General features: G+C 70.6%; 28 protein-coding genes. 15 read left to right on the plus strand and 13 right to left on the minus strand.

Going from position 1 to position 25634, the window contains the following annotated elements:
• The first annotated feature begins 67 nt into the window (after positions 1-67).
• The 5 genes from msrA to QZL85_RS03125 all read left to right on the plus strand — a co-directional run bounded on the left by msrA (position 68) and on the right by QZL85_RS03125 (position 4101).
• On the plus strand, positions 68-592 hold the full coding sequence (gene msrA, locus QZL85_RS03105; RefSeq protein ID WP_295573441.1) for a peptide-methionine (S)-S-oxide reductase MsrA: 525 nt from the start codon (positions 68-70) through the stop codon (positions 590-592).
• Positions 593-760: 168 nt separating this feature from the next.
• Positions 761-1315: a single-stranded DNA-binding protein gene (gene ssb / locus QZL85_RS03110; protein ID WP_295573444.1), complete on the plus strand. Its 555-nt coding sequence runs from the start codon at positions 761-763 to the stop codon at positions 1313-1315.
• 35 nt (positions 1316-1350) lie between these two features.
• Positions 1351-1911 (plus strand): DUF6993 domain-containing protein, encoded by a 561-nt coding sequence (locus QZL85_RS03115; protein ID WP_295573447.1) that lies wholly within the window; start codon positions 1351-1353, stop codon positions 1909-1911.
• Between the two features lie 35 nt (positions 1912-1946).
• Positions 1947-3626: an energy-dependent translational throttle protein EttA gene (gene ettA, locus QZL85_RS03120; RefSeq protein ID WP_295573450.1), complete on the plus strand. Its 1680-nt coding sequence runs from the start codon at positions 1947-1949 to the stop codon at positions 3624-3626.
• Positions 3619-4101: a thioesterase family protein gene (locus QZL85_RS03125; protein ID WP_295573452.1), complete on the plus strand. Its 483-nt coding sequence runs from the start codon at positions 3619-3621 to the stop codon at positions 4099-4101. The genes ettA and QZL85_RS03125 overlap by 8 nt, the downstream gene beginning before the upstream one ends.
• 1 nt (position 4102) lies before the next feature.
• Here QZL85_RS03125 and QZL85_RS03130 read toward each other — a convergent pair whose 3' ends face one another.
• Positions 4103-4951: an acyl-CoA thioesterase II gene (locus tag QZL85_RS03130; RefSeq protein ID WP_295573944.1), complete on the minus strand. Its 849-nt coding sequence runs from the start codon at positions 4949-4951 to the stop codon at positions 4103-4105.
• 90 nt (positions 4952-5041) lie between these two features.
• Here QZL85_RS03130 and QZL85_RS03135 point away from each other — a divergent pair, with 90 nt between their 5' ends.
• Positions 5042-5713, plus strand: coding sequence for a hypothetical protein (locus QZL85_RS03135; RefSeq protein ID WP_295573455.1), 672 nt, complete (start codon positions 5042-5044; stop codon positions 5711-5713).
• 7 nt (positions 5714-5720) lie between these two features.
• On the opposite strand, the gene QZL85_RS03140 is transcribed toward QZL85_RS03135, so the two are convergent.
• The 6 genes from QZL85_RS03140 to QZL85_RS03165 all read right to left on the minus strand — a co-directional run bounded on the left by QZL85_RS03140 (position 5721) and on the right by QZL85_RS03165 (position 13702).
• Positions 5721-7397, minus strand: coding sequence for an FAD-binding dehydrogenase (locus QZL85_RS03140; RefSeq protein ID WP_295573458.1), 1677 nt, complete (start codon positions 7395-7397; stop codon positions 5721-5723).
• A complete protein-coding gene (locus tag QZL85_RS03145; protein ID WP_295573461.1) occupies positions 7397-7870 on the minus strand; it encodes a globin in 474 nt (157 codons plus the stop codon). Before QZL85_RS03145 ends, QZL85_RS03140 begins: the two co-directional genes overlap by 1 nt.
• Entirely contained in the window at positions 7867-8958 is a 1092-nt protein-coding gene (locus QZL85_RS03150) for a mechanosensitive ion channel family protein (RefSeq protein WP_295573464.1), read from the minus strand. The genes QZL85_RS03145 and QZL85_RS03150 overlap by 4 nt, the downstream gene beginning before the upstream one ends.
• Positions 8959-9027: 69 nt before the next feature.
• On the minus strand, positions 9028-11571 hold the full coding sequence (gene pepN / locus QZL85_RS03155; protein ID WP_295573465.1) for an aminopeptidase N: 2544 nt from the start codon (positions 11569-11571) through the stop codon (positions 9028-9030).
• Between the two features lie 71 nt (positions 11572-11642).
• Entirely contained in the window at positions 11643-13319 is a 1677-nt protein-coding gene (locus tag QZL85_RS03160; RefSeq protein WP_295573468.1) for a SulP family inorganic anion transporter, read from the minus strand.
• Complete coding sequence (locus QZL85_RS03165; RefSeq protein WP_295573471.1) at positions 13316-13702, minus strand: helix-turn-helix transcriptional regulator; 387 nt, start codon at positions 13700-13702, stop codon at positions 13316-13318. The genes QZL85_RS03160 and QZL85_RS03165 overlap by 4 nt, the downstream gene beginning before the upstream one ends.
• A 68-nt stretch (positions 13703-13770) precedes the next feature.
• On the opposite strand from QZL85_RS03165, the gene QZL85_RS03170 reads away from it, so the two are divergent.
• From QZL85_RS03170 to QZL85_RS03185, 4 genes are read left to right on the plus strand one after another with little or no spacing between them, the layout of a single operon-like run.
• Positions 13771-14307 (plus strand): ribose-5-phosphate isomerase, encoded by a 537-nt coding sequence (locus QZL85_RS03170; RefSeq protein ID WP_295573474.1) that lies wholly within the window; start codon positions 13771-13773, stop codon positions 14305-14307.
• Positions 14307-15302: an Fpg/Nei family DNA glycosylase gene (locus tag QZL85_RS03175; RefSeq protein ID WP_295573477.1), complete on the plus strand. Its 996-nt coding sequence runs from the start codon at positions 14307-14309 to the stop codon at positions 15300-15302. Before QZL85_RS03170 ends, QZL85_RS03175 begins: the two co-directional genes overlap by 1 nt.
• Positions 15303-15321: 19 nt before the next feature.
• Entirely contained in the window at positions 15322-15972 is a 651-nt protein-coding gene (locus tag QZL85_RS03180) for an FMN-binding negative transcriptional regulator (protein WP_295573479.1), read from the plus strand.
• Positions 15969-17468, plus strand: a complete 1500-nt coding sequence (locus tag QZL85_RS03185) for an amidohydrolase (protein WP_295573481.1) — start codon at positions 15969-15971, stop codon at positions 17466-17468. The genes QZL85_RS03180 and QZL85_RS03185 overlap by 4 nt, the downstream gene beginning before the upstream one ends.
• Before the next feature lie 8 nt (positions 17469-17476).
• Here QZL85_RS03185 and QZL85_RS03190 read toward each other — a convergent pair whose 3' ends face one another.
• Positions 17477-17962: a Dps family protein gene (locus QZL85_RS03190; protein ID WP_295573483.1), complete on the minus strand. Its 486-nt coding sequence runs from the start codon at positions 17960-17962 to the stop codon at positions 17477-17479.
• Between the two features lie 152 nt (positions 17963-18114).
• On the opposite strand from QZL85_RS03190, the gene QZL85_RS03195 reads away from it, so the two are divergent.
• The 3 genes from QZL85_RS03195 to QZL85_RS03205 all read left to right on the plus strand — a co-directional run bounded on the left by QZL85_RS03195 (position 18115) and on the right by QZL85_RS03205 (position 20487).
• Positions 18115-18654, plus strand: a complete 540-nt coding sequence (locus tag QZL85_RS03195; protein WP_295573486.1) for a gamma carbonic anhydrase family protein — start codon at positions 18115-18117, stop codon at positions 18652-18654.
• Positions 18654-19028, plus strand: a complete 375-nt coding sequence (locus QZL85_RS03200; protein WP_295573489.1) for a hypothetical protein — start codon at positions 18654-18656, stop codon at positions 19026-19028. The genes QZL85_RS03195 and QZL85_RS03200 overlap by 1 nt, the downstream gene beginning before the upstream one ends.
• Positions 19029-19137: 109 nt before the next feature.
• On the plus strand, positions 19138-20487 hold the full coding sequence (locus QZL85_RS03205; RefSeq protein ID WP_295573492.1) for an HNH endonuclease signature motif containing protein: 1350 nt from the start codon (positions 19138-19140) through the stop codon (positions 20485-20487).
• Positions 20488-20861: 374 nt separating this feature from the next.
• On the opposite strand, the gene QZL85_RS03210 is transcribed toward QZL85_RS03205, so the two are convergent.
• The gene (locus QZL85_RS03210) at positions 20862-21044 is read right to left on the minus strand and encodes a hypothetical protein (RefSeq protein WP_295573495.1); all 183 of its coding nucleotides are present in this window, start codon (positions 21042-21044) and stop codon (positions 20862-20864) included.
• A 109-nt stretch (positions 21045-21153) separates the two neighbouring features.
• On the opposite strand from QZL85_RS03210, the gene QZL85_RS03215 reads away from it, so the two are divergent.
• Both QZL85_RS03215 and QZL85_RS03220 read left to right on the plus strand, forming a co-directional pair.
• Positions 21154-21447 (plus strand): hypothetical protein, encoded by a 294-nt coding sequence (locus tag QZL85_RS03215; RefSeq protein WP_295573497.1) that lies wholly within the window; start codon positions 21154-21156, stop codon positions 21445-21447.
• Positions 21448-21461: 14 nt separating this feature from the next.
• A complete protein-coding gene (locus tag QZL85_RS03220; protein ID WP_295573500.1) occupies positions 21462-22871 on the plus strand; it encodes a tyrosine-type recombinase/integrase in 1410 nt (469 codons plus the stop codon).
• A 73-nt stretch (positions 22872-22944) separates the two neighbouring features.
• On the opposite strand, the gene QZL85_RS03225 is transcribed toward QZL85_RS03220, so the two are convergent.
• From QZL85_RS03225 to QZL85_RS03240, 4 genes are all read right to left on the minus strand, one after another.
• Positions 22945-23685: a hypothetical protein gene (locus tag QZL85_RS03225; protein WP_295573503.1), complete on the minus strand. Its 741-nt coding sequence runs from the start codon at positions 23683-23685 to the stop codon at positions 22945-22947.
• 2 nt (positions 23686-23687) lie between these two features.
• Positions 23688-23897 carry a helix-turn-helix domain-containing protein gene (locus QZL85_RS03230; RefSeq protein WP_295573506.1) on the minus strand — a complete coding sequence of 70 codons (210 nt, stop codon included), beginning with the start codon at positions 23895-23897 and terminating at the stop codon, positions 23688-23690.
• A 114-nt stretch (positions 23898-24011) separates the two neighbouring features.
• On the minus strand, positions 24012-24284 hold the full coding sequence (locus QZL85_RS03235; RefSeq protein WP_295573509.1) for a hypothetical protein: 273 nt from the start codon (positions 24282-24284) through the stop codon (positions 24012-24014).
• Complete coding sequence (locus QZL85_RS03240) at positions 24284-25450, minus strand: hypothetical protein (protein ID WP_295573511.1); 1167 nt, start codon at positions 25448-25450, stop codon at positions 24284-24286. Before QZL85_RS03240 ends, QZL85_RS03235 begins: the two co-directional genes overlap by 1 nt.
• Between the last annotated feature and the right edge of the window lie 184 nt (positions 25451-25634).

Consider the following 25634-nt stretch of genomic DNA (forward strand, 5'->3'; position numbering starts at 1 on the left):
GGCGCGTGGCGCTGTACGTTCGGTCCAGTGACGCGCCGCCGATCGTGGCGCGAGATTCGGAGACGACATGGAGACGTACGTACTCGCCGGCGGGTGCTTCTGGTGCCTGGACGCCGCATACCGCGCCCTGCGCGGGGTGACCGAGGTCGAATCCGGCTACATCGGCGGCGCCACGCCGCACCCGAGCTACGAGCAGGTCTGCACCGGCCGGACCGGGCACGCCGAAGCCGTCAAGGTCACGTTCGACCCCGAGGTGATCCCCGGCGACGTCATCCTCGACGCGTTCTTCACGATGCACGACCCGCGCCAGCTGAACCGCCAGGGCAACGACGTCGGCACGCAGTACCGCTCCGCGATGTTCCCCGCCGACGACGCGCAGCGCGAGGCCTTCGCGGCCGCCGCTGAGCGGGCGTCCGAGTGGTGGGACGGCGGCCTCGTCACGACCACGGAGGAGCTCGGCACCTTCTACCCCGCGGAGGACTACCACCAGGACTTCTTCACGAAGAACCCCGGTCAGGGCTATTGCCTCGCCGTGGCCGTGCCGAAGGTGAACAAGGTGCGCGCGCGCTTCAGCGAGTACGCCCGCGCCTGACGCTTCCTCCCCACCGCGCCTCCTCGCGCAGCCTTCCACCGATCACCGGCTGCCGCCGTCCGCGACGGCGACAGCCGGTCAGTGTGGAAGTGCTTCGGCATCCGACGGGCACTCGGATGCCGAAGCACGGCCGGCGGAGGGTCCGCGGCCTTCGAGAGAGGAACCGCGATGAACGATCGCATCACCGTCGTCGGCAACATCGCCTCCGTCCCCGAGCGCCGGCAGACCGGCACCGGGGTTCCGGTGGCCAAATTCCGGCTGGCGACGAGCCAGCGTCACCGCGACGCGCAGGGTGTGTGGGTTGACGGCGACACCAACTTCTACTCCGTGTCGGCGTACCGGCAGCTCGCCGAGCACGCCCTGGCCTCGCTGCAGCGCGGGCAGCGCGTCATCGTGACGGGCGGCTTCAAACTCCGCACGTGGGAGGTCGGCGAGAAGAGGGGCACCGAGGCGGAGATCGACGCCGACGCCCTCGGACCCGATCTGCAGTGGGGGACGAGCGTCTTCACGTCGCTCAAGCGGGAGGTCGCGGCACCGGCAGTCCCCGCGAGCTGGGCGGCCGGCGGCGACACTGCCGGTGGCGACACGGCCGGTGGCGACGGCGCCGGCGAGACCGACGGTGACGAGACCGCCGCCGCCGACGACGTGGCGGACGACGACGTGGAGGCCGCGAGGGAGCCCGCGTGGGCGCGCGGACCCTTGAGGGAGGCGACCCCGTTCTGAACGAGGCGGGTGCGGAGCGCGCCTAGACTCGCTCCGTGCCCGTTTCGCCTGACCCGTCTCCGTCGCTCGCGGGCCACCCGATCCGTCGCGCCGCCGACCGCGGCCGAGCCGCCGTGGTCGCCGTCGCGATCGCCGGTTCCCTCGCCGCGGTCCTCGCCGGGTGCGCACCGTCGACCGCCGATCCGTCGGGCTCGGGGACACCGGCGCCGACCGTGACCGCCTCGCCGACCGCCACCGCCACCGCGACGCCCACGCCCACCGGGCCGACGCTCGTCGCCGGCGGGTCGGCCGAGGACAACCTGCCGCTGTTCGCCCAGATCGTGCAGACGGTCGCGGCCACGGCGGACAAGGCCAAAGGGCGTGCGTACATCGACGCGCTCGTGCGGGCGGGGTTCGACAAGTCGGCGATGGAACTGACCGACGACCGGACGAGCGTCGACAACCCGGCCGACAGCATCCAATTCTCCGTCGCGTGGGACGGTGAGTGCCTGGTGGGCCAGGTGGGTCCCTCGACGCCGCGCCCCACGGCGGTCGTCCTGCCCGCGCTGCCCGCCGGCAACTGCCTCGTCGGGCGGACCCGCCCGATCGACTGGTGAGGCACTCTCCGCCGCCCGCGTAGACTTGGGCCGTTATGGCTGAATACATCTACTCGATGGTCCGTGCCCGCAAAGCGGTGGGCGAGAAGCTCATCCTCGACGACGTCACGATGGCATTCCTGCCCGGCGCCAAGATCGGCATGGTGGGCCCGAACGGTGCCGGCAAGTCGACGATCCTGAAGATCATGGCCGGCATGGATCAGCCCTCGAACGGCGAGGCGAAGCTCTCACCCGGCTACACCGTCGGCATCCTCATGCAGGAGCCGGAGCTCGACGAGACCAAGACGGTGCTGGAGAACATCCAGGAGGGCGTCGCGATCAAGGCGAAGCTCGACCGGTTCAACGAGATCTCCGCCCTCATGGCCGACCCCGACGCGGACTTCGACGCGTTGCTGAGCGAGATGGGTGTCCTCCAGGAGGAGATCGACGCGGCCGACGGCTGGGACCTCGACTCGCAGCTCGAGCAGGCCATGGACGCGCTGCGCACCCCGCCCGGGGATGCCGAGATCGCGCCGCTCTCCGGTGGTGAGCGCCGCCGGGTCGCCCTCGCGAAGCTCCTGCTGCAGAAGCCCGACCTCCTCCTCCTCGACGAGCCCACGAACCACCTGGACGCCGAGAGCGTGCTCTGGCTCGAGCAGCACCTGCAGGCCTACAAGGGCGCCGTCATCGCGATCACCCATGACCGGTACTTCCTCGACCACGTCGCCGAGTGGATCGCCGAGGTCGACCGTGGACGCCTCATCGGCTACGAGGGCAACTACTCGACCTACCTGGAGAAGAAGGCCGAGCGCCTCGACGTCCAGGGCAAGAAGGACGCCAAGCTCGCCAAGCGACTGAAGGACGAGCTGGAGTGGGTCCGCAGCAGCGCCAAGGGCCGTCAGACCAAGTCGAAGGCGCGCCTGGCGCGTTATGAGGAGATGGCGACCGAGGCCGAGCGCACGCGGAAGCTGGACTTCGAGGAGATCCAGATCCCCGCCGGTCCGCGCCTGGGCAGCATCGTGATCGACGCCAAGAAGCTCGAGAAGGGCTTCGGCGACCGCACGCTCATCGACGGGCTGAGCTTCAACCTCCCGCCGAACGGCATCGTCGGCGTCATCGGCCCGAACGGCGTCGGCAAGACGACCCTCTTCAAGACGATCGTGGGCCTCGAACCGCTGGACGGCGGCAACCTCAAGGTCGGCGAGACCGTGAAGATCAGCTACGTCGACCAGTCGCGCAGCAACATCGACCCGACCAAGACGCTGTGGGAGGTCGTCTCGGACGGCCTCGACATCATCACCGTCGGCAAGATCGAGATCCCGTCCCGCGCCTACGTGTCGAAGTTCGGCTTCAAGGGGCCCGACCAGCAGAAGAAGGCCGGCGTGCTCTCCGGTGGAGAGCGCAACCGCCTGAACCTCGCTCTGACGCTCAAGGAGGGCGGCAACCTGCTGCTCCTCGATGAGCCGACGAACGACCTGGACGTCGAGACCCTGTCGAGCCTGGAGAACGCGCTGCTCGAGTTCCCCGGCTGCGCCGTGGTCATCACCCACGACCGGTGGTTCCTGGACCGGATCGCGACGCACATCCTGGCGTACGAGGGCACCGAGGAGAACCCGGGGCAGTGGTACTGGTTCGAGGGCAACTTCGAGTCCTACGAGGCGAACAAGATCGAGCGCCTCGGCGCCGACGCGGCGAAGCCCCACCGTTCCACGCACCGCAAGCTCACCCGTGACTGACGGCGCGCGGATGCACGTCCCCATCCACCTGCGATGGGGCGATCTCGACGCGTTCAACCACGTCAACAACACCGCGATGCTCAAGCTCCTCGAAGAGGCGCGCGTGCGCGTCTTCTGGCTTCCGCAGGAGGGCGAGACCGGTCCCGAGACGGCGGTGCTCGAGTCGAGCCTCGCGGCCGGCACGGTGACGCTCATCGCCCGCCAGGAGATCGAGTACCTCGCACCCGTGCCGTACGGGCGCGAGCCGCTCGACGTCCAGATGTGGTTCGGCAAGATCGGCGGCTCGAGCGTCGAGGTCTGCTACGACGTCTACAGCCCGCTGGGCACGACGCCGCAGACGCTCTACGCGCGGGCGACATCGGTCGTCGTGATGGTGGATGTCGCGACGGGACGCCCCACGCGGCTCTCCGAGGAGATGCGCCGGGTGTGGGAGCCGTACCTCGGCGAGCCCATCGTCTACGGCCACCGCCGCTGAGTCAGTCCGCGGCGGGCACCCGCACCATGATCTCCTGCGCCACGGATGCGATGAGCTCGCCTTCGCGCGTGTAGATCCGGCCCGTCGACAGCCCGCGGCCACCCCGCGCGCTCGGGGACTCCTGCACGTAGAGCAGCCAGTCGTCGACCCGCCCGGGCCGGTGCCACCACATGGCGTGGTCCAGGCTCGCGACCTTGAGCCCCGGCTGGGACCACGCGATGCCGTGGGCGCGCAGCACCGACTCCTGGATGGTCAGGTCGCTCATGTAGGCCAGGGCGGCACGGTGCAGCCGCGGGTCGTCCGGGATGGCGCGACGCGTGCGCATCCAGACGGCCTGGTGGGCGACCTGCTCGCCGTCCACCGCGAGGTAGATCGGTGATGAGACGTGCCGCAGCTCGATGGGGTTGTCCGCGAAGAAGCGGCGCGTCATGGGATGCAGGCCAGGGAGACGGTCCTCGATGCTGTCGATCCGCTCCGGCGCGGGGACGCCGTCGGGCATCGCGGCACGGTGCTCGAGGCCGGGCGCCTCGCGCTCGAACGACGCGATCATCGAGAAGATCGGAACGCCCTCCTGGTAAGCCTGCGTGCGGCGGGTCGAGAACGACCGCCCGTCGTGGATGCGGTCGACCGAGAAGGTCAGGCCCGACGTCGAGTCCCCGGGCCGCAGGAAGTAGCCGTGCATGGAGTGCGCCGTGCGGTCGTCCGGGAGCGTGCGCTCGGCCGCGACGACGGCCTGGGCGAGCACCTGCCCGCCGAACACGCGCCCGGTCGGCATGTGCTGCGACACCCCCGTGAAGATGTCCTCCGTCGTGCGGGCGTCGCTGGAAGCCAGGTCGAGGACCGCGAGCATGCCGGCCACCGGGTCGAGGTCGTCCGCCACGTCGTCTCCGTCTCGCACACTCCGCGCCGGGGCGCATCCGTCGCTGATAGCTTAGGGCGGATGTCCCCGAGCCTCCGCTTCCCCGACCCGCAGGCCGCCGCCGACGTCCTCACCTTCGCCCGGCGCGCGACCCGCCTGGGCGACGGCGCCGTGCGACTGCGCGCGGAGGGGGGCGTCCTCGCCGTCACCTCGGCGCCCCTCGCCCCGCGCACGCTGCTGGAAGCGGTGCCCACGGTCCTCGGGATGCGGTTCCTCCCGGTCGACCCCGAACTGGTGTGCGACCTCGTCGTGGACGCCGGGGCGCTCTCCGAGGGAGAGGAGGAGCGCACGGTCCGCCTTCCGGACAGCGCCGTGACGGCGCCGTGGGTCGGCATCTCGCCGCCGCGCCGAGGGTGGGCGGAGGTCGGCACGCTGCCGGCGGCCCTGCTCGCCGCTCGCGCCCAATGGGGCATCGCCGCCGTCGCGGAGCAGGTGCCCACCGATGCCGGCGACGACGCCGTGCACCGCGTGCGGTCGGTCGTGTGGGGAGCCGTCGACGAGGACCTCGGCGGCATTCCGCTCGGCGCCGCGTTCGCCGCCTTCGCGCTCGGGTTCATCGTGGGCGAGGAGGACGCGGCCGTGCGCCGCTCCGGCCCGTGGACGCGTGTGAGCCTCGCGCGCGGGCACGTGCTGGTGCGCACGGCCGGTCCTCCCGGCCTCACGGCCGTCCGGCGCACCGGCGCGAGCCGGTAGCCGGGCGTCAGACGGCGGCCGCGGCCGCGCGTCCCGCGATGCGGCCCGAGAAGAGGCATCCGCCGAGGAACGTCCCCTCCAGCGCGCGGTAGCCGTGCAGGCCGCCGCCGCCGAATCCGGCCGCCTCGCCCGCGGCGAAGAGGCCCGGAACGGGAGCGCCGTCGCCGCCGAGGGCGCGCGCGGACAGGTCGGTCTCGATCCCGCCGAGCGACTTCCGCGTCAGCACGTGCAGCTTCACGGCGATGAGCGGTCCGTTCTTCGGATCGAGGATGCGGTGCGGGACGGCGGTGCGCACGAGACGGTCGCCGCGGTAGGCGCGCGCGGAGCGGAGCATCGCGATCTGCGCGTCCTTTGTGAAGTCGTTGTCGATCTCGCGGTCGCGGGCCTCGACCTCGGTCCGCACCCGATCCGCGTCGAGGCTCTCGCCGCCCGGCAGCGCCTGCATCCCGGCGATGAGATCGTCGAGGGTGTCGCGCACGATGAAGTCCGCGCCATGGTCGAGGAAGGCCTGCACGGGTCCGGCCGCGCCCTTGCCGAGCCGTGATCTGACCAGGAGCGGCAGGTCCTTGTCCGTGAGGTCAGGGTTCTGCTCGCTCCCGGAGAGCGTGAACTCCTTCTCCACGATCGCGCGGGACAGCACGAACCACGAGTGGTCGTGCCCGGTCGCGCGCAGGTGCGCGAGCGTGCCGAGGGTGTCGAACCCGGGGAACAGCGGGACGGGCAGTCGGTTCCCGGCGGCGTCGAGCCACACCGAGGACGGGCCGGGGAGGATCCGGATGCCGTGCTGCGGCCAGACCGGATCGAAGTTCTGGATGCCCTCGACGTAGTGCCACATGCGGTCGCCGTTGATGAGCCGCGCGCCTGCGGCGCTGCTCACCGGCTGCATGGATCCGTCGACGTAGGCCGGGACGCCGGAGAGCAGCGACGCGGGCGGAGTGCCGAGGCTCGCGGGCCACTGCGCGCGCACCATGTCGTGGTTGCCGCCGATGCCGCCGGCGGCGACGATGACGGCGGATGCCCGGATCTCGAACGCCCCCACGGTCTCGCGCGCCGTCGCGACGCCGCGGGCGGCGCCGGACGGGGCGAGGACGTCGCCGGAGGCGCCTGCCACGACGCCGTCCGACACGGTGAGCTCGGTCACCTTGTGGCGGGGGAGGACTGTCACCCGGCCCTGCGCCTCGCCGTTTTCGATCGCCTTCTGGAACGGCGCGACGATACCCGGCCCGGTGCCCCACACGATGTGGAAGCGGGGGACCGAGTTGCCGGGGCCGGTCGCGAGGTAGCCCCCGCGCTCAGCCCAGCCGACGACCGGGAAGAAGCCGACGCCGTGCGAGCGCAGCCAGGCGCGCTTCTCTTCGTGGGCGAACTCCAGGTAGGCCTCGGCCCACCTGCGGGGCCAGTGGTCCTCGTCGCGGTCGAAGCCCGCCGTGGCGAACCAGTCCTGCCGTGCGAGGTCGGGCGAGTCCCTGATCCCCATCCGGCGCTGCTCGGGGGAGTCGATGAGCATCAGCCCGCCGAAGGACCAGTGCGCCTGGCCGCCCAGGTTCGTGCGCGGCTCCTGATCGACGATGACGACCCGCTTGCCCGCGGCGGCCCCTTCGGCGGCCGCCACGAGGCCCGCCAGTCCCCAGCCGATCACGAGGATGTCCGTCGAATGCGTCTGGGTCTGCCGGGCTGCGGTCATCACGACTCCTTCGTCGTCTCGGGGTGTGCCAGGAGGGTCGTCGCCTCCGCGGGCCGGGTCGGGCCGATACCGGTCGGCTCGAAGGTGTTCACCATCGCGAACGCGGCCCGCTGCAGGTAGTCCCAGAGAGTCGCTTCGTGCAGCGGCGGGAGATCCAACTCGTCGACGGCGGCACGCATGTGCTGCAGCCAGCGGTCCCGGGCATCCGGGTTCACGTGGAAGGCCGCGTGGCGCATGCGCAGGCGCGGGTGCCCGCGGCGTTCGCTGTACGTGCCGGGCCCGCCCCAATACTGCTCGAGGAAGAGGGTGAGGCGCTCGGCCGCGGGGCGGAGGTCGTCCTCGGGGTACATGGGCTTCAGCACATCGTCGCCGGCGACGCCGCGATAGAACGCGTCGACGAGGCGGACGAAGGTGTCGTGCCCGCCGATCTCGTCGTAGAAGCTGAGCGGGGCGGGAGAGCCGGCATCCGTCATTTCGAGGTCCCTGCGTCGTCGCCTGCCGGCGCGTCGTCCGCGCGCGGCTTGCTCGTCTTCTTCGGCTTCCAGACGCCCTTCGCGGGCGTGGCGGCCACCGGTGTGGGGCGGGTCCGCGGCGGGTTCGCACCCCGGACGCGCTGGGCGCCCTCGAGCCCGGTAAGCATGATCGAGGCCATCTGGGGGAGCGAGAGCCCCAGTTCGTCCATCGCGTGCTTGAGCCGCATCCGCAGTTCCCGTGCGACGTCGTCCTTCGCGTTGGAGCGCGTCTTGATGACGAGCCGGATGACGAGCGCCTCGCCCGTGATCGCCTCCAGGCCCCACACCTCGGGCTCCTCGAGGATCCGGGTGCGCCACTTCGGGTCCTTCACGAGCGTCTTGGCCGCCGCGAGCATCGCCGTCTCGACCTCTTCGATGTCGGCGTGCGTGGGGACGGCGAGGTCGATGATGACGCGCGACCACCCCTGCGACATGTTGCCGATCCGGGTGATCTCGCCGTTGCGGACGTACCAGAGCGTCCCGTTGACGTCGCGGACGTGCGTGATCCGGACGCTGACGTACTCCACGATGCCGGTCGCCAGCCCGAGGTCGACGACGTCGCCGATGCCGACCTGGTCCTCCGCGACGATGAAGATGCCGTTGAGCACGTCCTTGACGATGTTCTGCGCGCCGAAGCCGAGCCCGGCGCCGACCGCCGCGGAGAGCAGGGCGAACGAGCCGAGCGCCGTGGGGGCGAGGTAGTTGATCACCAGCAGCGTGACGACGATCACGATCGTGACGTTGACGATGTTCTGCAGGATCGACCCGAGGGTGCGGGTCCGCTGGACGAGTCGCATGGCGGCCAGCGGCGAACGGTCCAGCGCCTGCGTGTCGTCGACGTTCGCCTTGTTCTTCGCACCGGAGACGACCCGGTTCACGACGTGACGGATGACGAACTTCAGCACCCATGCGGTGAGGATGCCGCCGACGACGAGCGCCGCCACGATGAGCAGGCTGAAACCCGCGTCGCGGAGCCAGACCAGCAGCTGCTGCCAGAAATCGGGATCGGCGGCGGGTGTCGTGCCGGTGTCGGTGAGTAGCGTCGTCATCGCCTCGATCCTAACGACGGATGCCTCGGCGCCGCCTGTGCGCCGAGGCATCCCATCGTGTCGTGCCGCCTACTGCGCGTCGCGCTCCTGCACCGACAGCGCGCGCTCGACGCCGGCGAGGTTCTCCTGAACGAGACGGCGCAGCGCCGGGGCGGCGTCGCCGTTCGCATCGAGCCAGGCGCGGGTCGCCGTGCGGAGTTCGCGGTCGGCCAGCGGTGCGGGGTACAGCCCCGTGATGAGGTAGTTCGCGATCTGGTAGGTCCGGTCCTCCCAGATCGGCAGCAGCATCTCGAAGTAGTCGCCCACGAACGCGCGGAGCGCCTCGACCCCCGCCGGGTGCGTGAACCCGAGCGCCGCGGAGCGGACGACGGTGTTCGGCAGGTCGGCGGTGTCGATGAGCGACGACCAGGCGGCCCGCTTGGCCTCGACGGTCGGCAGCGCGGCCTTCGCCTGGGCGGCGAACTCGCCGCCCTTGGCGGTGTTGTCGGCCGCGAGGGCGGCGTCGATGTCGGCCGCCCCCACGAGGCCGCCTGCGGCGAGGGAGACCAGCAGCGCCCAGGAGAGGTCCGCGTCGATCTCGAGCCGGTCCAGACGGGTCCGGCCGTCGCGGAGCGCGCGCACCGTCTCCCACTGCGCCGGGGTGGCCGCTGCCGACGCGAACGCCGTGACGAACTGCAGCTGGCTGTCGCTTCCCGCTTCGGCCGCCTGTGCGAGAGTCCACAGGCCCTCGGCGACCTTCTCCCGCGTCGCCGCGCGCTTCTCCGGCGCGACGTAGGCGTTGGCGGCGAGCTGGAGCTGGGCGAGCGTGGTCCGGACCGTGGTCGACTCGGTCTCGGCGCCGATGTTGCGGAGCACGAGGTCGACGTAGTCGGAGGCGGAGGCCTCGGCGTCGCGGGTCTGGTCCCAGGCCGCGCCCCACACGAGCGAGCGGGCGAGCGGGTCGCTGATCTTGCCGAGGTGCTCGATCGCCGTCCGCAGCGACCGGTCGTCGAGGCGGATCTTCGCGTAGGCGAGGTCCTCGTCGTTGAGCAGTACGAGGTCGGGGCGCGCGATGCCGGTGAGCTCGGCGACCTCGGTGAGGTCGCCGTCGACGTCGATCTCGACGCGGTGCGTGCGGACGAGATCGCCCTGCAGCGAGTAGAAGCCGACGCCCAGGCGGTGCGGGCGGATCGTGGCGTAGTCGGCCGGCGCCGTCTGGACGATCGCGAAGCGCGTGATCACACCGGCGTCGTCGGTCTTGATCTCGGGCGAGAGGGTGTTTACGCCGGCCGTCTCGAGCCACTTCTTCGACCACGTGCTGAGGTCGCGGCCGCTCGTGGCCTCCAGCTCGGTCAGCAGGTCGGACAGCTCGGTGTTGCCCCACGCGTGCTTCTGGAAGTACTGCGCGACACCGCCGAAGAACGCCTCGATCCCGACCCACGCGGCGAGCTGCTTGAGGACGGAGCCGCCCTTCGCGTACGTGATGCCGTCGAAGTTGACCTGCACGTCCTCGAGGTCGTTGATGGTCGCGACGACCGGGTGCGTCGAGGGCAGCTGGTCCTGGCGGTACGCCCAGGTCTTCTCCATCGCGTTGAAGGTCGTCCACGCCTCGGTCCACTCGGTGGCCTCGGCGGTCGCGATCGTGGAGGCCCACTCGGCGAACGACTCGTTCAGCCACAGGTCGTTCCACCACTTCATGGTGACGAGATCGCCGAACCACATGTGCGCGAGCTCGTGCAGGATCGTGACGACGCGGCGCTCCTTCACGGCATCCGTCACCTTCGAGCGGAAGACGTAGGACTCCGTGAAGGTGACGGCGCCCGCGTTCTCCATGGCGCCCGCGTTGAACTCCGGAACGAAGAGCTGGTCGTACTTGGCGAACGGGTACGGGACCTGGAACTTCTCCTCGTAGTACGCGAAGCCCTGACGGGTCTTGTCGAAGATGTAGTCGGCGTCCAGGTGCTGCCAGAGGCTCTTCCGGCCGTAGACGCCGAGCGGGATGACCCGGCCGGAGGCACTCGTCAGTTCGGCGAAGGTCGCCTCGTACGGTCCTGCGACGAGCGCCGTGATGTAGGAGGAGATGCGCGGAGTGGGCTCGAACGACCACGTCGCGGCGCCGTCGTGAGCCGGGACGGGTTCGGGCGTGGGGGAGTTCGAGACGACCTTCCACGCGGCGGGCGCGGTGATCGTGAACTGGAAGGTCGCCTTGAGGTCGGGCTGCTCGAACACGGCGAACACACGCCGGGAATCGGGCACCTCGAACTGCGAGTACAGGTAGACCTCGTCGTCGACCGGGTCGACGAACCGGTGCAGGCCCTCGCCGGTGTTCGTGTAGAGGCAGTTTGCTTCGACGACGAGCTCGTTGTCGGCGGCGAGACCGTCCAGGGCGATGCGCGCGTCGGCGAACACCGCAGCGGGGTCGAGCGAGCGGCCGTTCAGCGTGATCGCGTGGACGGTGCCGGCGATCAGGTCGACGAACGTCGCGGCGCCCTCGGTGGCGGTGAAGCGGATGACGGAGCGGGACCGGAACACCTCCGGCCCGGTCGTCAGGTCGAGGCTCACCTCGTAGGAGGCGGTGTCGACGATCGCGCGGCGCTCCTGCGCCTCGATGCGGGTGAGATTCTCTCCAGGCACGTGCGTGGCTCCCAAGGTCAGGGTGGATGCCGCGGTCGGGCGCTGCTGGCGCCCGCGGCAACCTCCCCAGCCTACGCGTCCGGCGACTCGCGTCGCACGTGACTGCGGGCGTGCGCCACGGCGGGCGCCAGATCCGTGAACAGGTGCTTGTGGTGGCGCAGCGAACCGAGAACCCCGACCGTGCGGAACAGGTCGGCGTGTCGGGGCTGGACGCCCTTCAGCAGAACGGTCACGCCGCGACGCTCGAGCGCCTGCACGATGTCGCCGAGGATGCGGGCGCCGGTCGCATCCACCAGTTGGAGCTGGGACATGCGGAGGATGACGACGGACACGTCGCGGACGGCGCTGACCTCGTCGAAGACCCGGTCCGCGGCGGCGAAGAACAGCGGGCCGTCGAAGCGGATGACGGCGATGCGCTCATCGCCGGGTTGCGCGTCGCCCGGGAGGGCCTCGCGCTGCACGCTCGACGCGCGGGCGAGGCCCCGGATCGCGAACACACCGGCGACCACGACGCCGATCACGACGGCGACGATGAGGTCGAACGACACCGTGATGACAGCGGTGAGCACGAACGCGACGGCGTCCGCGCGCGTCGACCGGAGGATGGTGCGCACGGTCCCGGCCTGCACCATGCGCGCGGCCGTCACCATGAGGACGCCGGCGAGCGCGGCGAGCGGGATCGCGCCGACGGGGCCCGCGGCGAGGAGGACGACGAGGAGGAGCACCACGGCGTGGAAGATGCCGCTGATGCGTGTGCGGCCTCCCGATCGGACGTTGACGGCCGTGCGGGCGATGGCGCCGGTGGCCGGAAGTCCGCCGAACAGGGACGCGCCGAGCGAGGCGAGACCCTGACCGACGAGTTCGCGGTCGGGGTTGTACGCGCCGGTGTCGGCCAGGGACGCCGCGACCCGGGCGGAGAGGAGCGATTCGACGGCGGCGAGGGCGGCGACGGTCACGGCGGGCGCGACGAGGCTCGGCAGGACCGCGGGATCGAGGTCGGGCAGCGCCGGCAGGGGGAGCGCACCGGGGAGCGCACCGATGCGGGCCAGCGGGCTCGGGAGGAGGATCGCGAGCGCCGTCACGATGCCGATGCCGATCAGCGAGCCCGGGACGGCGGCGTGGATGCGGGGGGCCAGGACCATGCACACGGCGACGATCGCGACGGCGGCCAGAGCCCAGAGGACGTAGCCCGCGTCTGCGCCGGCGAGTGACTGGACGGCGGCGACGACCGCGTTGGAACTGTGGTCCGTCGCCGCGACCCGGTGCCCGGACGTCAGGAGAGGCACCTGCTGAAGGAGGATGATGACGGCGATGCCCAGGGTGAAGCCCTCGATGACAGGCCACGGGATCACGGAGACGGCGCGGCCGAGACCCAGGAGCCCCGCCACCAGCACGAGCACTCCGGCGAGGAGGGCCACCGTCGCCACGGAGCCGACCCCGTGCGCGGCCACGATGGGCAGCAGCACGACGACCATGGCGCCCGTGGGCCCGGAGATCTGGACGTGCGACCCGCCGAAGACGGCCGCGATGACGCCCGCGACGATCGCGGTGATCAGCCCGGCATCGGCGCTCACCCCGGAGCTGACGCCGAACCCGAGCGCGAGGGGGAGTGCGACGATGCCCACCGTGAGCCCCGCCAGCAGGTCGCGCCGCCAGGTGCGGCGGGCGGACGCGTAGTCCGCGCGCGACGGCAGCAGGCCGGCGAGGAAGTCGGCGGCACGGCGGGCGCGGGTGGGTGACGCGCTCATGGGCGCTCGGTCTCGCCGGTCTCCGTCGACGCGAGGGCGGGGAGCGTCGCGACGTCGCGGAGGAGATCGCCCTCGGCGGCGAGCACCTCGACGAGGAGTTCGCGCGCGACCGCGAGCAGACGCCCCACGGCGGGGTCCCCGAGCCGATAGAAGACGTGGCTGCCACGCCGCTCGGCGTCGACGAGGCGGTGCCGGCGGAGCACGGCGAGATGCTGCGACAGGTGCGACGCCTCGAGCCCGGTTTCGGTCTGCAGCTCGGCGACGCTGCGTTCGGGGGCGGTGGAGAGCAGTTCGAGGATCCGGATCCGGAACGGATGCGCGAGGCCCTTGAAGAGGTTGGCCTTCACCTCGTAGAGCGGACGCTGAGCGCGGGTGAATGGCATGATGGAATCATCATATCGGGAGAGGGCGAGCGATCCGACCGCTCCGAGCCATCCCTAGGATGGGTGCCATGCGCATCCACATCGCGACCGACCACGCCGGCCTCGAATTCTCCACCCAGCTCCAGCACCACCTCGCGGCGCACGGGCACGATGTCGTCGACCACGGACCGCTGGACTATGACGCGCAGGACGATTACCCGGCCTTCTGCATCCGAGCGGCTCAGGCGGTCGCGCGTGATCAGGCCGCCGGCATCGAGACCCTCGGCGTCGTGTTCGGCGGGTCGGGCAACGGCGAGCAGATCGCCGCGAACAAGGTCAACGGCATCCGCGCCGCCCTCGTCTGGAACCTGGCCACCGCAGAGCTCTCCCGCGAGCACAACGACGCGAACGTCATCTCGATCGGTGCCCGCCAGCACACGTTCGCCGAGGCCGCATCCTTCATCGACCGCTTCATCGCGACGCCGTTCACCGGCGAGGAGCGGCACGCGCGGCGCATCGCGCAGCTCGCCGCGTACGAGACCGACGGCTCGCTCGCGCCCGATCCGCGCGCGCACATTCCGCGCGGCGGCGAATCGGTCGACGCCATGGATCCGGAAGCGGGCTGATGCCCGAGGGCCACTCCGTCCACCGCATCGCCCGCCAGTTCGACCGCAACATCGTGGGGCGAGCCGTGTCGGCCAGCAGCCCGCAGGGCCGCTTCGTCGAGGGTGCCGCGGTCATCGACGGCCGCGAGGCGACGGCCGTGCGCGCGGTCGGGAAGCAGATGTTCCTCGCTTTCGACGAGGAGCTGTGGCTGCGCGTTCACCTCGGCATGTACGGCGCGTGGGACTTCGCGGGCGAGATCCTCGTCGACCCGACGATCGCGTCGGCGAACGGCCGGATGGGGCAGACCAACCAGCGGGGGACCGACCTCGCCCCGATCCTGGACGGCGCGGGGGAGAACTCGCTCAGCTCGATCGGGGCCCCACGCCGGACGCGCGTGCACGTGCGCATGAGCGAGCAGACGCGGGGTCTCGGCGACGACGGCGACGAGTGGCCGCCGCCGGTCGTGGGGCAGGTGCGGCTCCGGCTGCTCACCGACACGACGTGCGCCGACCTGCGCGGCCCCACCGCCTGCGCTCTGCAGAGCCCCGACGAGGTGGCCGCCACCATCGCGAAGCTCGGGCCCGACCCGCTGGTCGACGATCTCGCGGAGGGCGAGGAGCGGTTCACCGCCGTCGTGCGCCGCAAACCCACCTCCATCGCACTCCTCCTCATGGACCAGAGCGTCGTCAGCGGGATCGGCAACGTCTACCGCGCCGAGCTGCTCTTCCGCGCGCGCCTGAACCCGCACACGCCGGGGCGGGACGTGCCGGAGGAGACGGTGCGAGGGCTGTGGCGCGACTGGGCCCGGCTCCTCGCGATCGGCGTCGAGACCGGTCAGATGATGACGATGGACGACCTGGACCCGGCGGCCTACCGGCGCGCCATGGCGAGCCGCGACGACCGACACTGGGTATACCGTCGTGCCGGCCTGCCCTGCCGCGTGTGCGGGACGGCCATCGTCCTCGAGGAGCTGGCCACCCGCAAGCTGTACTGGTGCCCGCGGTGCCAGGCCTGACCGTGAGCGTGAGGATGCCGTGAGACAGAACCCGAGCTTCGCGATGACCGACATCGGCGAGCTGCGCCGCGTGATCGAGCAGAACCCGTGGATGACGCTCGTCAGCGACACCCCCGACGGCCTCGTCGCCTCGCACTACGCCGTCCTGCTGGACGAGGACCACGACGACCTCACGATCGTGGGCCACGTCGGGAAGCCCGATGACGCGGTGCACGGGCTCGGGGAGCGGGAGCTGCTCGTCGTCGTGCAGGGTCCGCACGGGTACATCTCACCGGGCTGGTATCCCGCCGGACCGAACGTGCCGACCTGGAACTTCGTCTCGGTGCACCTCTCCGGCGTCCCGGAGATCCTCAGCGCCGAGGAGAACCTGCGCGTCCTCGAGCGCCTCGTCGCGTGCTTCGAGACCGCGCTGCCCGGCCCGCGGCTGCTGTGGGAGCCGCCGAACGACCCCGACTACGTCCATCGCCTGGAGCGCGGCACCGTCGGGTTCCGGCTCACCCCGACGAAGGTCGTCGCCAAGCGCAAGCTCAGCCAGAATCGGCCGGGCGAGACGGTCGACACGATCATCGCGGAGCTTGAAGCGGGGTCGAGTCCCTACGCCGACCCGCGGCTCCCTGCCGAGATGCGCCGTGCCCGCGACGCCATGCGCCGTGCAGGAGAGGCCCGATGACGCCGGAGCGCGGCGACCGCGTCGACATCATCACGGATGCCCGGCTCACCGGCGCCGACCGGCTCGATCCGTTCGGGAGCGACCCCGTCGACGTGCACCTCCGCGGCGGTCGCATCATCGACATCGCCCCCGCCCGCGCCCTGCCCCGCACCGGACGGACCCTGGATGCCGGTGGCGGCTACCTGCTGCCGGGGCTCTGGGACCACCACGTGCACACGGTGCAGTGGGCGCTGGCGGCGCAGCGTCACGATCTCGGCGCGGCGCGGTCGGCGCGCGAGGCCGCGACCCTCATGGCATCCGCGCCGGTCCTGGACGACTGCCGGCGCATCGGCGGCGGCTTCCGCGACGCGCTGTGGCCGGATGCCATGGACCTGGCGACCCTCGACGCCGCGACCGGCGGCATCCCGACGTATCTCATCAACGCCGACGTGCACAGCGTGTGGCTGAACACGGCGGCCCTGAAGCGCGAGGGGTTCCCGCTCGAGGGGACCGGCGTCCTGCGCGAGGAGCCCGCCTTCGAGGTCTCGCGGCGCCTCAACGCCGCCGATCCGCTCGTGGGCGATCGGCTCGTCGCCGCATCGCTGCAGGCGGCCGCCGCCCGCGGTGTCGTCGGGATCGTCGATTTCGACATGGCGTGGAACGCCGAGGCGTGGGCGCGGCGCCTGGACAGCGGATTCGACACGGTGCGCGTGTCGTTCGGGGTCTACCCGGCGCTGCTGCACCGCGCCATCGCGGAGGGCCTCGCAACAGGCGATGCGCTGGATCCGGCGGGACTCGTGCGGGTGGGACCGCTCAAGGTCATCACCGACGGCTCGCTCGGCACGCGAACGGCGGCCTGCTCGCACTCGTACCCCGGAGACCCGCACAACCACGGGATGCTGACGGTGCCGCCGGAGGAGCTCCGGGAGCTGCTCACGGCCGCCACGGCGGCGGGGATGGCCTCCGCCGTGCACGCGATCGGCGACCTCGCCAACACGTATGCCCTCGACGCGTTCGCCGCCACCGGTGCGCACGGCACGATCGAGCACGCCCAGCTCGTGGCCCACGCCGACATCGCCCGCTTCGCCCGGCTGGGCGTCGCGGCGAGCGTCCAGCCCGAGCACGCCGTCGACGACCGTGACATGACCGATTCGATCTGGGCGGGTCAGACGGCGGTGCCGTATCCGCTCCGGGCGCTCGCTGACGCGGGTGCGAATCTCCTGTTCGGATCCGACGCCCCGGTGTCACCGCTCGACCCGTGGGCCGCGATGGCGGCTGCCGTCTGGCGCACGCGCGATGGGCGACCGGCGTGGCGACCCGAGCAGGCGCTCGATGCCGCGACGGCACTGGCCGCGTCGACGGACGGCGGCTCCGAGGCGGGCAGCGCGCTCGCCCCCGGGAGCATCGCCGACCTCGTCGTCGCCGACCGCGACCCCCTCGCGGCGGACGAGCGCGGGCTCCGCTCGACCACGGTCTCCGCGACCATGATCGAAGGACGCCTCACGCACGTCCTCTGACGGCTGCGTCAGCCGGCGAGGTGGGCCGAGAGGAACCAGCGGTCCTTCTCGAGGCCGGCCTTGATGCCGATGACGATGTCCTGGCTCGTGAGATCGATCTCGTCGAGCCCGTCGATGGCGGCCTGCACGTCCGTGATGACGGCATCCATGTCGCCCACGACGGCGGCGATGATCTGCTGCCACTGCGTGAAGCCGGCCGGCACCGCCGTGGGCTTCGTCTTGGCGGCGACGGTCGACACCCGTGCGTCGATCGGGAGCCCCAGGGCGACGATGCGCTCGGCAGCCTCGTCGGCGAAGGCCTGCGCATGCGCGACGACCGTGTCGAGGAGTTCGTGGATCGCGATGAAGTTGGTGCCGCGAACGTTCCAGTGGGCCTGCTTGCCGTTCACGGCGAGGCCCTGCAGCCCGAGCACCACGGGGGTGAGGAACTGTGCGGTTCCGGCGGCGACCTCGGGGTCGGTCGCGCTCATGGGGATCGTGTGCGTCTCGCTCATCTGCTGCGTCTCCTTCAGCGGGGTGTCCGGTCCCGCGGTGGATGCAACGCTACTCAGCGACCGGCATTCCGCAACCAAGTGAAGGCTCGGCTAACCGGCCTGGGCTGACGGGCCCCGGCTGACGGGCGGCGGCCCGCGATATCGTCGGGACCATGACCATCGCCGACGATGCCTCCGTCCTGTCCCTCCCGGGGAAGACCCCGCGCCTGCACGCCTCCGCGTTCGTGGCATCCGGCGCTCGGATCATCGGGGACGTGACCCTCGGGGAGGGCGCGAGCGTCTGGTACAACGCCGTCGTGCGCGGCGACAGCGCGGCGATCACCCTCGGCGAGGGCAGCAACCTGCAGGACAACGTGTCGGTTCATGTGGATGCCGGCCACCCCGTCGTCATCGGCAGCGACGTGTCGGTGGGCCACAACGCCGTCGTGCACGGCTGCGCCATCGGCGACGGCTCGCTCGTCGGGATGGGGAGCGTCATCCTCTCCGGCGCACGGATCGGCCGCGGCTGCCTCATCGCCGGGGGAGCGGTCGTCCTGGAGGGAACCGTCGTCCCCGACGGCTCGCTCGTGGCCGGCGTCCCCGCCAAGGTGCGGCGGGAGCTCACGGACGAGGAGAAGGCCGGCCTGCTGCGCAACGCGCAGATCTACCGTGCGCACTCCGCCAATCACGCCGCGGCGACGGCGCTGCGCTGATGCGGATCGAGGAGCTCGCGCCGGACGAGGTCTTCGTCTTCGGCTCCAACGCGCACGGCGCCCACGGCGGCGGCGCGGCGCGTTTCGCCCATGAGCGGTTCGGCGCGGTCTGGGGGCAGGCCGAGGGGCTGCAGGGACAGTCCTACGCGATCGACACGATGTCCGGACTCGACGTGTTCCGAGCCCAGGCGGCGCGTTTCGTCGTCTTCGCCGGGGAGCATCGGGAGCTGCGCTTCCTCGTCACGGAGGTCGGATGCGGCATCGCCGGGTATTCGCCGCGCGAAATCGCGGGATTCTTCGCCGGGGCGTCGGAGAACGTCGAGCTGCCGGAGAGTCTTGCGCGCGTGCTCGGCGATGGGGAAGCGGGTCGTTAATGGGCATCCACTGCCTCTCCACTTCCTGCACATCCGCGGGTGTTTGGATGCTCTCCACAGCTCGAACAAACGTTCGACAAATGTCGGTGGGTGGGCGTAGTTTCGGGGTATGAGTTCTCCGGTGGATGCCCTTCTCGAGGCGGTGACGGCGGCCCGGGAGGTGTGGCCCGACGGCCGCATCGAGGGCACCGAGGGGGCCCGGTTGATCGCGGTGAACGACGCGCTCGGGGTCGCGCGGCGGTTGTTGGAGGCGGCGGCGACGCAGGTCGCGGCGGAGATCGCCCGGCAGTCGCGGCCGGAGCTCGGCAGCGACGGTCTCGCGAAGGCGAACGGGTTCCGGACCGCGACCGCCTTGCTCGCCTCCACGCTCGGAACATCGACCGGTGAGGCGTCGCGGCTGCTGCAGGTCGGTGATGCGACGGCGCCGCGGCTGCTGTTGAGCGGGAACGAGGCCCCGGCCAGGCACCCGCACGTCGGCGCCGCTTTGCGTTCCGGGTCGATTGGTGCGTGGGCGGCGTCGGCGATCGTGTCGATGCTGGACCGGGTCGCCCTGCGCGCGGCTCCGGGGGAGCTGGACCGTGCGGAGCAGACCCTCGCTGGGCAGGCGCCAGGCCTGACGCTGGACCAGCTCGCCAAGGTTCTCGCCCGTGCGGAGGCGCATCTGGACCCGGATGGTGTGCAGCCGCGCGAGGAGGAGCTCCGTGCGGATCGGTTCCTGCGGATGCATCAGGACCGGTCGGGGATGGTGCATTTCACCGGTGCGCTGGATCCCGAGCATGGGGCGGCGTTCCTGGTCGCGATCGACGCGATCGTCGGCGCCGAACTCACCGCGCAGCGCGACGCGAACGCCTCTCGTGATGTGGATGCGCCGCAGCGGAGCATGGCGATGATGCGGGCCGATGCGCTCGCGACGATCTGCCAGCACCTGCTCGGCTGCGACCGGCGCGACATCCCGCTGCGCGGGGCGACCGTGGTCGTGCGGATGACCCTGGACGACCTCCAGAGCGGCACCGGGCACGCGACGATCGATGGGCTCGCCGCCCCCATCTCCATCTCCACCGCCCGCCGGATGGCGGCGGACGCCGGCATCATCCCCGTCGTGCTCGGGGTGGACAGCGAGATCCTCGACTGGGGACGCCAGCGGCGCCTGTTCACCCGGGCGCAGAAGCTCGCCCTCACCGAACGAGACGGCGGATGCGCGATGTGCGGGGTCCCACCCGGGCATACGAAGGTCCACCACATCCGATGGTGGGCACGCGACCGCGGCCGCACCGATCTGGACAACGGGGTGCTGCTCTGTGAGAGCTGCCACCATCGCATCCACGACAACGGCTGGGACATCCGCGTCGACGGGAACGGTGTGGACGCCCGCGTGTGGTTCATCCCACCCGCCCACATCGAGCCGTGCCAGACGCCACGCCTCGGTGGACGCCGACGCTACGACTACGTCGCGGCGTGAGTGCGGTGCCAAGGTGGCGAGAGAGAGAGATTCGGAGGGGATGACGGGAATCGTCCCCACCGCCCCTCCGCACGCCGCTGCGCGGCGCGCCGAGCCTCGGGCGGCGTGGGCCCACCCGCACGCGGCGATCGAATCTGACGGCATCCGCACGAAAGCTCCGACGCACCGCCTGAGGCGGCACCTCGGAGCTTTGGAGGGGATGACGGGAATCGAACCCGCACCATCAGTTTGGAAGCGTGACCTGACCCTCTCGTCGGTCCCGCGCAATTCCGGGCATTTACCCGGTCAGGCGCGTTTTCAAAGTACCACCACTTGACGCCCTGTTTACGGCGTTTGACGCGCCCGGAGTACACGCGAGTACACGCCGAGTGGGATCAGTCGGTCATCCGGGACGCCTTGATCGCGCCGTGCACGGTCATCCCCAGGACGTCCGCGATCTCCTGCCATGTGTGGCCGTCGTCGCGGGCGCCGCAAATCAGTCGGGCGCGATCGGCGTACAGCGATCGCACCGCCGCATCGATGCGGGCGTGTGCTGCGGCGAGGTCCTCGAGGCTCATGAAACCCGAGTGTAACTCTAAGTTGCATCCCTAGACGCGATTATGTAACTATCAGTTGCATGCACGCGCGACCCCCGAGCGCATGCGCACTCAATGGAGGTCCCCGACCATGGAATTCTCTCATCTCAACAGGCTGATCGATTGCCCGCTCGACTGGTGCGTTGGCTACGCCCATGATCACGGCGGCCTGGGTGATCCTCCTGACCAGTGGCTGCACTCGGACGGCTCGGGAGTCGTCGTGGCGGGCGGCGCGACCCTGTGCCGGTCGCAGGTCGGGGCCGGGCCGTCGCGCTGGGTGCTGGCGGTTGGGGCGCTCGACATGCTCTCCGGTGAGAGCGTCGCGGACGTGGCGTCGCAACTGCGCCGGATGGCGACGAGCCTCGACGTGCCGGTCTCGCAGTGAACCGGGGGCATGCCGTGGCGCCGTCCTGGGCGGCCGCTCTGGCCTCGTACGAGCTAGAGCACCCGTCAGAAGGTGCCGCCAGCCGAGCCCGCCTGACGCGCCTGCGGAGGCTCGGCGAGGACGTCGGCGGTGACCCTTGGGATGTCACGCCGGCCGACATCGCGCAGTGGCTCAGCGGGCTCGCCGCTAGCGCGGAGGCGCTGCGCAAGTATCGTCACGCAGCGCGCTCCTTCTACCGCTGGGCCGTCGAGTGCGGCCATGTCGACATCAACCCGGTGCTGCAACAGGCAGTCAGCACCTATACGGCCGACAGCCAGTGGGCCGATGCGTTGAGCCAGTTCGAGAAGGCACAGCGCGGCGGCGGGCTCGCCGACGAAACGATCGCGATCCGGGTCGGCCACGTCCGCCGGTTCGCCCGCGAGACAGCCCTCGAGCCCTGGAAGGTGACGGCCGCCGACTACTCCGCTTGGGTCGCAGGACTCGCGGTCGCCTCCTCGACGCGCGCGAAGATCCGGGACAGCCTCCGCACCTTCTACCGATGGGCACACCAGCGCGGCCGGATCGATGAAGACCCCACGCTGGAGCCGAGCCGCCGCGCCAAGACGCCGGAGATCCCTGCTCAGTGGGAGGCACAGCTTCGGCCATGGCGGTCCTGGCTTCGAAGTGCCGGCCACCCGGAGCCCACGGTACGACTGCGCATGATTCAGCTGCGCAGGTTCGCCCGCGACCACGCTTCGCTAGATCCGTGGTCCGTAACGATCGATGATCTGATCGACTGGCTAGCCGGCAAGCGATGGGCGAGCGAGACCCGCCGCGCCTACCGCTCCGCCCTGCGGTCCTTCTACCGATGGGCGTCCGACACCGGTCGCATCGATGAAGACCCCACCGAGCGGCTCCCTGCGATCCGAATGAGCAAGCCGGTGCCGCGGCCGGCACACGACGACGACTACGAGCGCGCATTGCGCAACGCCGCCGAGAGTGATCGGCTCGCGCTGCGCCTCGCCGCCGAGCTGGGCATGCGGTGCGGCGAGGTCGCTCAGGTGCACGCGCGGGACGTCGCGCGAGAGGCTGACGGTTGGACCCTTCTCGTCCATGGCAAGGGGTCGAAGGAGCGCGTTCTGCCGATCGATGAGGGCATGGCGCAAAGGCTCCGCGCACACGAGGGCTACGTCTTTAGCGGGCAGTATGACGGGCATGTCTCGCCGACGTGGCTGAGTGCGCGCATCTCGCGGCTTCTCCCGGCTGGGGTGACGATGCACGCACTCCGCCACCGCTTCGCCACCAAGGCCTACAACGTCGACCGCGACGTATTCACGGTGCAGCAACTGCTCGGTCACGCCTCGCCGGCCACGACGCAACGTTACGTGCGCGTGGATGACGCCGCCAAGCGACGCCTGGTCAGTGCCGTGGCTGGTGCAGTCTAGCCGCGCCGAGTGGCGTGCAGAGGGGCCTCCAGCGCCGTTGGCGGGAGGCCCCTCGAAGTATCGACCGTCAGCGTTAGTGCGCGCCCTCCGACAAGAGCTCGTAGAGCATCTGGGCGCGGGTCTTCCCATCGCCGAGAGTCACCTCGCCGAGGCGGAAGACGTGCTCGCGCGATGCGACGGCGTGACATGCCAGGCATGACCTCAGCGTGTGACGCGCGGGGCGCGAGGACATCGAGACGAACCCCTGCCCTGGGAGAAGGGATCGCGTGCTGATCTCGCCAATCACGGTCGGGTCGTGCTGCTTGCAGAGAGGGCACTCTTCTCGCGCGATGCGTTCAAGCTCGCGTTGGCCGCGCTCCTCGCGCTGCTGTCGCCTGCGCTCCGCCATGTCCAGCGCGAGGAAGTGCAGGAACAGCGCCCACTGGCGGGCGGGGTCCATGCGGATTGCCTCTGCGAGGTCAGTGACGCGCGCGAGGAATTCTGCGCGCTGATCGCCAAGCGCGAGACGCTTCTCGTCTGGAGCGTTCTGCCACTCCATCGGCGGCCGACCGTCGCCGGGCGTGGAGGACAGTCCCAGCGTGCGGCGGCCGCCGCGCGCGGGCGCCTGGTCCGGACGCTGTCCGCCGTAGAAGTGCTCGGCGACGATGGCAGCTGCGTGCTGCTCGAGACGCCGTTGGACGCTGTCAGTCCAGTCAGGGTCGGTAAGGGGCGTGTGGCTCGCCGTCATGGCCTGGAGGGCGGCGGGGTATTCCTCCTGCAGATGCGTCGGCACGCGGCGCTCGAGCGGGTAGTCCACCTGAGTGAGGTCGCTCATGGTCACGCCTCCGCCGTCTGGGGGGTGCTCGCGTGGGCGGTGATATAGGCCTCGACGTCGGAGACCCGGATGCGGATCATGCGTCCCAGTCGGACAGTCGGCAGCTGCTTCTCGGCGATCAGTCGCCGAACGAGGCGGGTCGATGCTCCGAGAGCGGTCGCGACCTGGGCAACGTCGTAGAGCATCGGCGATGGGGGCGGGGTGTGAGTCATGGGAGACCCTTCCAAGATGTGCCAGCACCCAATAACCGGGTGGGCCTCATCGAGAGGGTCTGAACTCGCTCTCCGTGCATGCACCACGTTACCCGGCGAGTGCACGCTGTATCGCTATTCGGCGACCGTGTCGCGCTTGCCAGCGATGCGTTGGCGAAGGTCGAAGATGATCGAATCGCGGTCTTCGCCAAGCCGCTCTGCGGCGTAATCGATGGCCGCCTCAATCACTTTGAGCGCCGGATAGAGGAGCGGCGCGGGATCGACCCCGCCGTCATGCACGGCCAGCGAGACACCGTTCAGCGGCGCCAAGGTCAAGTCCGCGCCCATGGCGTCGAGGTATACCGTCATGACGCCGTGAACGGTGAGCGGCGGCGGGCCGGCCAGCATCAGCCGATCTGCCAGTTCTTGTTTCCGGTCTGGCTAACGACGATTCCGTTCTTCGTCTTCGGGCGCCAGTTCTCCCAGGCGCTGGTATCGACCTCAACAACCACTCCGACCCGCTTCTGGGTGAGCTTGCGGCGCTCGAAGGCGTCCAGGTCCTCGTATGCCTCCCCGGTGCGCACGTCGACGACAACCTCTTTCCCGTCTGGCAGGGTGTACACGCTGTTGCCGAGATCGTCGGTCTTCCCGGTCGCGGTCCCGACCTCCTGTGTGTACCCGGCCAGGGCGCGCGCGTTGTCCTTCGCCCACTGCCGGCCGGTCTGCATCGCGGTCGTGAGTTCGTCAAACCGTTGCCGACCCTTGTCCACCGAGTCGGCCATGTCGAACGCGGCACCGGCGCTGCTGGTCGTCTGCTTCTCCTGCTCCGCCAGGGCGGCGGCCGATTCGGCGGCCCGGTCGCGGAGAGATCGCTCCACAATCTCGAGCGCGGTCCCGTCTCCGGCGAGGGCACGCATGGCGTAGGAGATGTCGACGCCCCACTCCTCGCCGGCCTGCCGGGCGGTCTCGTACTTTTCCGGATCCGTGGCCTGGTCCAGGATGCCGCCGACGACGGTCGCGGTGTCCACGATTCGGCCACCGGACGCGGCGAACCCTTCGGCCCACCGGGCGGCCTCCTCCTTCGCCTTCCGGGCGGCCTCCTCGGACTGCCCGATCCCTTCCGCTATCGAGCCGACCGCGATCGCGGCGAGACCGGCCGCGAGACCCACGCCGGGCAGATCGGTGGCGGCGAGCCCGCCCAGGGTGCCCTGAGCGAGGTCCTGAATGGAGGACATCGACCCGTCGAACGACGACGTCACCTCGGAGAAGTTCGACAGCGCCTCCTGCTTGAACTCGCCACTCGCGGCCTTCGCTTTACCGAACCCCTTCCGCCCGAAATCACCGACGTCGCCGGTCTTCCGGGCAAGCTGGTCGGTCTCCTTCTGCGCGCCCTTGAGCGCGTCCTCGAGCTTCTCGATGTCCCGCTCGCCGCCAGTGCCGGTGTCGCCGACTGCGTCCTCGAGCTTCTCGAAGGCGCGTTCGGCGTCCTTGACGGGGTCGATCACGCCGTCGCTGATCGCCCGCTCGAACTCGCGGGTATTCGCGGCGATGCCGATCTCGTGTACTCGCGCCATGTCTACGTCCGGATCGAAAGGCCGGCACCGAAACAGTGGGCAGAGAAGGGAGGGTCTGAACTCGCTCCCCGAGTTGAGACGACACTACCGCGCGAGGGTGGGGCAACCGCAGCGCATTCCCGCGCGTCAACTCTATTGAGAATGGTTCTCATTCAGGGGGAGGAATGGCTGTTGAGCCGAAGGC

It is taken from the genome of uncultured Microbacterium sp. (assembly GCF_900078385.1).
GTDB lineage: Bacteria > Actinomycetota > Actinomycetes > Actinomycetales > Microbacteriaceae > Microbacterium.